The organism is Gaiella sp. (assembly GCF_039915195.1).
GTDB lineage: Bacteria > Actinomycetota > Thermoleophilia > Gaiellales > Gaiellaceae > Gaiella.
Window position 1 is genome coordinate 1 of the sequence record NZ_JBDSNT010000027.1, and the last position, 7,834, is coordinate 7,834.

Genomic DNA, 7,834 nt, shown 5'->3' on the forward strand with positions numbered 1-7,834 from the left:
GTCACGCGAGGCACGACGAGCCGCGCGAGCAAAGGAGAGGAGGAACAACGGCAGCAGAAGTATCCGCCACGGCTGAGCCCTGAGGTTGTTGGCGATCCCGTCCCCGTAGGCGATCCCGTAGTGGCGAAAGGACGCGGGCGAGACGACAGCGACCTCGATCCCCGCCTTGCGGAGGTGGTCGACTGCATCGCTGACGAAAGCCCCGGCGACGTCACCCCGATGACGCGGGTAAGACGTCGTCAGAACGCAGACGTTCATGTCGTCACGAGCCGCCGCCCGAACACTGCAGGCGCGGCGATCGCGAGCATCGCGAAGACGAAGAAGTAGTAGAAGCTCATCGTCAGGTAGAAGAAGTTCGCCGCCATCGTGCCGACGAGCGCTGCCGTCAGGCCCCATACGAGCGGGCGCACGCGCGCAGCGAGGCCGTCGCCCAGCTCCGCAAGCGACCGCCCGATGGCGCGGCCGACGGCGAGGCGCTGGAAGAGGTAGCCGAGAAACCCGAGGAAGAGCAGCGCACCGATGATGCCGGTCTCCACGAACAAGGCTACGTAGAACGAGTGCGGGCCGAAGTTGTTCCGGCCGGTGACGAACTCGTAGTAGACCGAGAAGTTGTTGAGCCCGAGCCCGAACAACGGGTGCTGAGAGAGCACCTGGGGGATGAACTCGTACACCACGAAATGCGTCGACGTCCCCTTGCCACCCGTGTCCACGCGCGACTTGAGGACGGTCTGGAAGAAGTCTGCTCTCTGCGAGACGAAGACGAGAATCCCGAGCCCGACGGCGAGAAGCGGAAGCAGGAACCGTGCCGTGAACAGCATGTGCCGGTAGGGCACCGCAAGCACGAGCAGGCCGCAGAAGAGGCCGAGCATCCCGCTTCTGGACAGAGTCGCGAGCTCCATCACGAAGAGGAACATCAGCGTCAGCATCAACGGCACGCGAAGCCGATGTCCGCGCTCGAGCCGAAGGTAGATGGGTAGCAGGATGAGGATCGGGATCACGAGCTCGATCCCGAGGTGGTTTGGATCGCCCGTGAGAGCGTTCGGCCGGTAGACGTTCGCTCCCTCGATCGCGCCATAGATGTTGATCTGACTCGCTCCGCCCGTCAGCGGCGCGAGAAGGGTCGCGTCGAGGTTGCCGCCCGTTCCCTGGGCGACGCCGAGCTGAAGGACGCCGTAGAGCGCGTTGAACGCGATACCTCCACAGAACGCCGCGAGCGTCCACCAGAAGAAGCGTTGGCTCCGTCGGGCCACAAGAGCGACGGCCGCGAACAGAAACAGGAAGTGGAGAACGAACTTGAACATCCCTTTGGCCCATTGCGCCAACGCCGTCGCTGTCTCGAGGTTGAAGAAGCCGAGCAGGTAGACCGCGAGAAACGCGACGAAGAATCCGAACGTGATCGCCGCCGACCGGGTGAAGCGACCATCCAGACGTTCGATGCGGCCAAGTGCGAACGCGATCAGGAAGAGGACGGTAAGGACGTCCGAGAGCGAGAGATCGGCGCCGACGTTCCAGTGGATCTTTGCGAACGTGACGGTGAACACCGTTGCGAAGAACAGCGCGTCGACGACGGGCTGCCGACGGCTCAGCAAGGCGAGCTCAACAGAGGGACCTCAGGAGATCGGCCGTCTCCTCGACGCGGGTCTCGCGCGCGAGCCGTCGACGCCACTCCTCGGAGAGCTCCACGTCCGGCAGGTCGCCGGACCGGAAACGCCGATCGAGCTCGACGAGCGCCTCACGGATAGCATCGACGTCGTCAGGCGGCGCAACGACGCCGGCGCCCGTCTCGCGGATCAAGTCAGCGGCGGCACCGTCGGGAGGAACCAGGGCGAGAATCGGCCGCCGCGCGGCGATGTACTCGAACACCTTGCCCGAGAGCACGCCCTTGCCACGGCCTCCTGCATCGGGAATGAGCAGCAACAGCGCCTCCGAGTCGCGCTGCAGCGCGAGAGACGTCGCTCGCGGAGCGTACGGAATGAGCTCGAGCTTCGAACCCAGCTCGAGCTGCTCGGCCCACTCGCGATCGGCACTGCGGAAGTCGCCGAGAAACCGCGATGTCGCATCGATGCCCGAATTGTGGAAGGCCTGCAGGAACGGTCGGGGGTCTCGCTTGCCGAAGAAGCTGCCGGTGTGGGTGAGCCGGAGCCGCTCACCCGGCGTGTACGCAAGGCCCTCGAAGTCGTCGAAGTCCGAGCCGTTCGAGATCGTGACGATGCTGCCGCGTGGGTCGAGCGCTCGAACCTCGTCGGCGATGAAGTCCGCGACACACACGATCGCGTCCGCAGACCGCGCAACGAGCTTCGCGACGCCCACGTCGACCTTTTCCTTGGCCCGAACGGCTGCGCTCTCGGAGCGGCGATGAACGTGGGCGATCGGCGAGTCGCGCAGGTCTGCCACCCACCGGGCACCTGTCGCCCGCTTCACCGCCGCGCCGACCAGGTGGATCGAGTTCGGCGGCGACGTCGTGATGACGACGTCGATGTCGTGCTTGCGCACGATTTTGATCGCGGCCGGGATCGCAGTGAGGTTCCAGGGCACGTTCTCGTCTGGCACGAGAGCCCGCCGGCCGAAGAGCCGCGCCTGCGTCGTCATGCGAGCGACGCCGACCTTACCGTGCAACTCCTCGGCGGGCTTGCGGCCGCTCGGACCGAGATACCGCGCACGATGTACCCAGGCCTGCGTGGGCACGCGTAACCCCTCGTCACGGTGGATCCACTGGGGGTCGTCGGGTGCAAGAACGTGGGTCTCGATCCCGAGCGGAGGCAGGTACTGCGCAAGCTTCAGAGGACGCTGCACTCCGCCCCCTCCCGCCGGGGGAAAGTAGAAGCTCACGAGGAGGACTTTCACCCCGGCGATGGTACTGGCGGCTCGCCCTCGACAGACGGTCGGCGGGCATCTCGGTTGATCTCGCGCACGGCGATAACGCCACCCGCAATCGTGGTTGGGATGAACCAGATCGACTGCATCAGGAGCGAGAAGGCGATTGCGACCTCGCCGTCGATGCCGACGACACCGAGGGCCGAGACCGCGAGCCACTGGTAGGTGCCGATGAACCCCGGCGAGCTGGGGATGACGACGCCGAGATTGATCACCGCCGTCACGAAGACGAGCTCGATCGGTGAAAGTGAGAAGCCGAGTGACCGCGAGATCAGTCCGGCAGTGACTGCCCAGGCACCCCAGGCGATCACGCTCAGAGCGAGCGCGAGCGCCAGCCGGCGTCGCCCGATCGGCGAGGCGACCTCGTCGACCGTGTCCCGTAGTAGCTGCCTCGCCCGGCTCCTGCTCTCACGTCGAGCACGCGGTCGTGTGCGGCTGTAGACGACCGCGCCTCCGATTGCGAGCGCGAGCACCGCAACGAGCGCAGTCCCTCCGAGCGCGATCCGGTTGACCCATGCAGGGTCGCCGACAACCGGCAGCGACACCGCCAGCGCGACCACGAGCGTGAGCACGTCGCAGGCACGATCGCGGAACACCGAGCCGAAGGCACGGCCCGACGGGATCGCGGCCGACTTCGCGAGCCAGCGTGCTCGGAGAAGGTCGCCGATGCGGAGAGGCAGGATGTTGTTCGCCCCGATTCCGCCGAGGACGAGCGCGTAGAAGCGCTTGACCGTCAGCTCGAGCGTGGCGGCGATGATGCGCCACCTGGCACCCTGCGCCACGTAGACGATCTGGATCACGGCCGCGGCCATGGCGACCAGACCGACGTCGGCGCTCGAGAGCGCTGCCCAGACGGCATCGAGATCCGCGTCGCGGAAGACGAGCCAGAGGAAGAACACCGACGATGCGATGCCGACTGCAAGGAGCGCTCCGCCGCGACCGCGGGAGGGCGTGACGCGTTCGAGGTCGCTCATTGCGGAAGGTGATAGACGACGTAGCGGCCGTCGCGATAGACGACCTCCAGGCTCGGGCTCGTCTCGAACCGATCGCGATCGATCACGAGCCAGGCCGCACCACACCGCTTCGGGATCCCGAGCTCACCGGTGCGGTTGAACCGGCGCCACTGTGCACGGCGAGCGTAGGGGCGGTTGCGCTTCGTGTCCGCGACATGACCGGGCGGCGAGTTGCAGACGTAGACGGGAGCTGCTGCTCCGATGCGGTAGCTGGACTCGAGGTCGGAGTAGACGACATCGCCGGCGGGCACACCCTCCCGGAGGAAGGTTACGAGCCCGGGAGTCAGGGGGCTTGCACGTCGCTCGGGTGACGGTGACCAGTCAGTGAGCCCGGCCACGAACGTGGGCAGGAGCACGAGCGCCGATGCGAGTGCCGCCGTCGTGCCTACCGATCGGGAACGAACGATCCCGACGACCAGAGCGACGAGGGCGCCCGCAACGGCGATCCACGTCGCCCACGCTGGCCCGCCCTGCTCCACCGTGTAGCCAAAGTCTCCCGGGTACAGCCACTGCAGCACGATCCCGGCGCCAAACGCGAGCGGGACTGCGATCCGCCCGACCAGGGCCACCAGAACGCCCATTCCGCCGGCGAGCGCAAAAGCGAACGGGAGGAAGCCAGCGAGGCGCCTCGCCTGCGAGAGCGAGACGATGTCCGCGAAAGGCGTGAACAGCCACGGCACGAGCGTGATCGCGAAGATCGCGAGCGAGCCGCCGACGACGTAGGCGGCCCACCGTCGGCGGGCGGCAAGTGCTGTCATGGGAATGAGCAGCAAAGCGGCAACGGCCACCGCACCCGACCGTCCGAACACCTGCGGTGCGAGCGAGAAATGGTCGACGGATCCGTTCAGCTGGCCGGCGTACTGCCTGAACGCCCGCATACGCTCGGCCGCGTCAGGGCTGACGGATTCCGTGCTGCGAATCACCGGAACGAGCCAGATCAGGAAGAGGCCGGACGGAACGAGGAGCGCTCCCAGTGCGAGCGCGCCGCTTCTGACGCCGTCCTGACGCCACACGAAGCGCACGAGGAGGAAGCCGCCGAACGGAATCCAGAGGAAGATCGCGTAGGTGGGGTGAACGACCGCGAGCGCGAGTGATGCGAGGCCGGCACTCGAGAGGAGCCCCTTCGACGGCGTCCGCATCGCAGACAGCGCGAGCGCGAGCGCGACCGGCACGAGGATCTGCCGTGAGGCCGTCGCAGGAAGGGCAAGCGCGGTGTAGGCACCACCGTGGCCCGGGGCCATCGCCACGAGAGCGACGGTGGCTGCGGCGGCTGTCGCAGCCGGCGTAACGCGCCGGAACAGCGCGTATCCCGCCTCATAGGCGACGAGCACCGCAAGCGGCGCGAGCACCGTCGGCTCGTGGAGCACGACCTCGGACGGGTCGGCGAACGAGACCGTTGCGACGAGCGCGAGGAAGGCGTGCCAGAGCGGGAAGGCGTACCCGGGATGCAGCCCTCCATCGGCGAACTCGTTCACGGACGAAAGGGAGAGGTCGCCGAACTCGACGAGCTTCTGCACGCGCGCGAGATGGAAGATCCCGTCGCCGCCGATCTCTCCGGCGACGTGCCACAGGAGCAGCCCGAGGACGACGCCGGCACCCCACACGAACACGCGGCCCGGAATGGGCGGGGCGGCAGGCCGGCGCAGCGCGAATGGCGCTGCACAGAGCGCTGTGACGAGGAGTAACACGAGCGCGAGGGTGAGCGACGCATGGACGAGGAAGACGACGCCCATGGCTCCGAAGATGACGCCAAGGCCCCAGGCGACGGTCGCCGACGTGCTTCGCACGCCAACCGCTCGGGCGAGAATCGCGCCCGGGGCGAGCACGAGAGCCGTCGCCGCGGCGAGCCGGAGCAGCAGAAAGACCGAGCTCAACGCTCGATCAGCGAGCGCACGTCGCCCGTCCCGAGCCACCTGAAGCCGTCGCGGTACATTGCGCCCCGCTGCCCACGCACGAGCCTGCCCCGGACGACGAGCGACGCGCGCAGCAGCTTGCGCAACCGTTCGGCCTCGATGTCGCCGTGATGCTTGTGGAAGAAGCGAAGCAGGCCACGAAGGTTCTCGCGGCTGAGTCGGCCGCCATGCGAGGCGCCGCCGACGTGGACACACGTCGCCTCCGGCGTGAAGAGCGTTCGCCAGCCGGCCTGCGCAAACCGATACATCCAGTCTGTCTCCTCGCTGAAGAGGAAGAAGTCGGGATCCGGTGCGCCGACCTCCTCGACCGCGCCGCGGCGCACGAGCATGCAGGCGCCCATCACCGAGTCCACGACGCGCTCGGATGCATGATCGAAGCCTGCGCCGTAGAACGCGTTCAGAAGCTCTGTTCGAGGGCCAAGCTTGCGGAGGTAAAAGTACTCCGTCGCAAGGCGCCAGAGCGTGGGGAATCCCCGTACAGACCGCTGCAGCGACCCATCGGTGTTCAGGAGCTTTGGGCCGACGACCGCGACGTCGACGTGAGCGTCGCCAACTGCAACGAGTTGCTCGAGCGAGTCCCCGACGAGCCATGCGTCAGCATTGATGATCAGAGCCCAGCGGCTCGGAGGCACCTCGTCGAGACCCCGTTTCCAGCCAGCTGCCAGGCCGATATTCTCCTGCTCGACAAGGTGGACATCGGGGAACCGGTCGCGGACAAACGGGACGGTGCCGTCGCCCGAGTCGTTGTCGACGACAACCGTTTTCGTGTCGCCGAGGCTCGCCAGGCACTGCTCGATCCATGGCATCGCGTTGTAGGTGACGACGACGGCGACAACGTCATCCATGTTCTACCTCGGGTCTTGGGCCACCACGGATCGATTCCCAGAGCAGAATCACGCCTCCGGGCACAGCGAGAGCAACGGTGACGAGAAAGAAGAGGAACCCGGCGGCGAATGCGGCGTCGGCGTCGACACCGACGCTGCCGAGAAAGCTGACGAAGAACGCTTCCCGCACTGCGAACCCGTTGAGGGTGAAGGGCACGAGAAGGACGAGGAAGAACAGAGGGCCCATGACGTAGTAGATGCGTGGGCCGAGATCGATCCCAACGGCCTTGCACGACGCCCAGATGGAGAGGATCCGCACTGCCTGAATGACGGTCGTGAACACGAAGACCTTGAGGAGCAGTCCCGAGTGTCCGCGGTAATGATGGACGCCGTCATAGAAAGCCCTCAGCGGGCGCTCGAGCCGCAGCTTCTGGAAGAGCGGACGAAGTCGAGCGAGGTGGGGTCGCGCGGCGCGGGAAAAGAAGAGTACGAGGAGGAGAAGCGTGCCGAAGACGAACAACCCCTCGATCCAGAGATACGCGCTGACGTCGTAGTGGCCGATCGCGAGCACGAAGCCAATGGCGCCGAGGAGAACGGTGCCGGCCCCGCCGAGGCCCCGCTCGATCACGACGATCGCCGTCATGTCGCCTGACCGTCCGGGATGCCGCTTCGAGATCTCGAAGATTCTCACCGCGTCGCCGCCGATCGACGTCGGGAGGACTTGACCGGCCGTATAGGAGACGAAGTACGCCCGCGTCAGCCACCAGAAGCGGTCGATCACACCCTGGGCGGCTAGGAGCCACTTCCACCGCAGCGCCATCGGGAGCGCGGTCACGATCATGATCGTGACCGCCAGCCCGAACCACCAGAGATTCGCCGAGGTGAGCGTCTCCCACGTCTGCCCTAGGTCGATCTTGAGCAGGATGTACGCCGTCGCGAGAGCCGTAAGCGTCACCCCGATCAGGATTCGCAGCGGTCGCTTCACGTGTGAGAGACGCGGTACGCGCGGAGTCTTCATGCCGTGAACCGTTCGTGCAGGCGCGAAACGGCATCGATCGCATCGAGGATGTCGTCGTCCGAGTGGGCTGGCGACAGCGGGAGCGACAACACTTCGCGACTGGCGCGTTCTGCGACAGCCAGCGGGGGCTGCGCGGGGTAGCGGTTCCGGAACCAGGTCAGCTTGTGCACCGGGAGGAAGTGGATGCTCGTG

7 protein-coding genes and 1 pseudogene are annotated in these 7,834 nt (G+C 66.6%); all 8 read right to left on the reverse strand.

Features of this window, described 5'->3' with window-relative positions:
* Positions 1 to 258: pseudogene (locus ABIR74_RS02655) on the reverse strand (hypothetical protein); the annotation flags it as partial.
* On the reverse strand, positions 255 to 1,589 hold the full coding sequence (locus ABIR74_RS02660) for an O-antigen ligase family protein (protein ID WP_348175068.1): 1,335 nt from the start codon (positions 1,587 to 1,589) through the stop codon (positions 255 to 257). The gene ABIR74_RS02660 and the pseudogene ABIR74_RS02655, both read right to left, overlap by 4 nt.
* Positions 1,590 to 1,596: 7 nt before the next feature.
* The gene (locus ABIR74_RS02665) at positions 1,597 to 2,844 is read right to left on the reverse strand and encodes a glycosyltransferase (RefSeq protein WP_348175069.1); all 1,248 of its coding nucleotides are present in this window, start codon (positions 2,842 to 2,844) and stop codon (positions 1,597 to 1,599) included.
* Positions 2,841 to 3,848 (reverse strand): lysylphosphatidylglycerol synthase transmembrane domain-containing protein, encoded by a 1,008-nt coding sequence (locus ABIR74_RS02670; RefSeq protein ID WP_348175070.1) that lies wholly within the window; start codon positions 3,846 to 3,848, stop codon positions 2,841 to 2,843. Before ABIR74_RS02670 ends, ABIR74_RS02665 begins: the two co-directional genes overlap by 4 nt.
* The gene (locus tag ABIR74_RS02675) at positions 3,845 to 5,761 is read right to left on the reverse strand and encodes a DUF6541 family protein (RefSeq protein ID WP_348175071.1); all 1,917 of its coding nucleotides are present in this window, start codon (positions 5,759 to 5,761) and stop codon (positions 3,845 to 3,847) included. The genes ABIR74_RS02670 and ABIR74_RS02675 overlap by 4 nt, the downstream gene beginning before the upstream one ends.
* Positions 5,758 to 6,645 (reverse strand): glycosyltransferase family 2 protein, encoded by an 888-nt coding sequence (locus ABIR74_RS02680; RefSeq protein WP_348175072.1) that lies wholly within the window; start codon positions 6,643 to 6,645, stop codon positions 5,758 to 5,760. Before ABIR74_RS02680 ends, ABIR74_RS02675 begins: the two co-directional genes overlap by 4 nt.
* Positions 6,638 to 7,642 carry a lysylphosphatidylglycerol synthase transmembrane domain-containing protein gene (locus ABIR74_RS02685; RefSeq protein WP_348175073.1) on the reverse strand — a complete coding sequence of 335 codons (1,005 nt, stop codon included), beginning with the start codon at positions 7,640 to 7,642 and terminating at the stop codon, positions 6,638 to 6,640. Before ABIR74_RS02685 ends, ABIR74_RS02680 begins: the two co-directional genes overlap by 8 nt.
* A partial coding sequence (locus ABIR74_RS02690; RefSeq protein ID WP_348175074.1) for a DegT/DnrJ/EryC1/StrS family aminotransferase occupies positions 7,639 to 7,834 on the reverse strand: 196 nt, incomplete at its 5' end. The genes ABIR74_RS02685 and ABIR74_RS02690, both read right to left, overlap by 4 nt.

What these genes read in the sequence shown, in the direction of transcription:
- ABIR74_RS02670 (WP_348175070.1), bottom strand. Translation starts at nt 3,848, where the DNA reads ATGAGCGACCTCGAACGCGTCACGCCCTCCCGCGGTCGCGGCGGAGCG.
- ABIR74_RS02685 (WP_348175073.1), bottom strand. Translation starts at nt 7,642, where the DNA reads ATGAAGACTCCGCGCGTACCGCGTCTCTCACACGTGAAGCGACCGCTG.
- ABIR74_RS02680 (WP_348175072.1), bottom strand. Translation starts at nt 6,645, where the DNA reads ATGGATGACGTTGTCGCCGTCGTCGTCACCTACAACGCGATGCCATGG.